Here is a 548-nt window from a genome sequence, read left to right as displayed (position 1 = left end):
GCCCAAAAGTGGGAACCGGTTTTGGGATAACGGCATGCATCAACTACAAAAGGGATTTGCATGGAAGTTCGCGTTGCCAACGTGCGCAAGGAGTTCGACCGGTTTCCGGCGCTCCAAGACGTATCGCTCGACATCAAGTCCGGCGAGCTGATCGCGTTGCTCGGACCTTCCGGCTCCGGCAAGACGACATTGCTCAGGCTGATCGCCGGGCTGGAGCGGCCGACGAAGGGAAAGATATTCTTCGGCGAGGAGGATGCGTCGCAAAAGTCGATCCAGGAGCGCAATGTCGGCTTCGTCTTTCAGCATTACGCGCTGTTTCGCCATATGACGGTCGCCGACAATATCGGTTTCGGCCTCAAGGTCCGACACGGGCCATCCCGTCCATCGGCGAAGGAAATCCGCCGCCGCGCCTCGGAACTGTTGAATCTCGTCCAGCTTTCCGGCCTCGAAAAGCGCTATCCGGCGCAGCTTTCGGGCGGCCAGCGCCAGCGCGTGGCGCTTGCCCGCGCCATGGCCATCGAACCGGCCGTGCTTTTGCTCGACGAGCC

The 548-nt window shown here is 60.9% G+C and carries 1 protein-coding gene; it reads left to right on the top strand.

Translation table 11 applies throughout. From position 1 onward, the window contains the following. Positions 1-60: 60 nt before the first annotated feature. Positions 61-548, top strand: a 488-nt coding sequence (locus NKJ08_RS39245; RefSeq protein WP_352786439.1) for an ATP-binding cassette domain-containing protein, incomplete at its 3' end; no start/stop codon positions are given.

The organism is Mesorhizobium sp. M0244, assembly GCF_040321795.1.
In the GTDB taxonomy this organism is placed as follows: Bacteria; Pseudomonadota; Alphaproteobacteria; order Rhizobiales; family Rhizobiaceae; genus Mesorhizobium.
The sequence above is the reverse complement of the archived record's forward strand: the minus strand, read 5'-3'. Positions and strand labels throughout refer to the sequence as shown.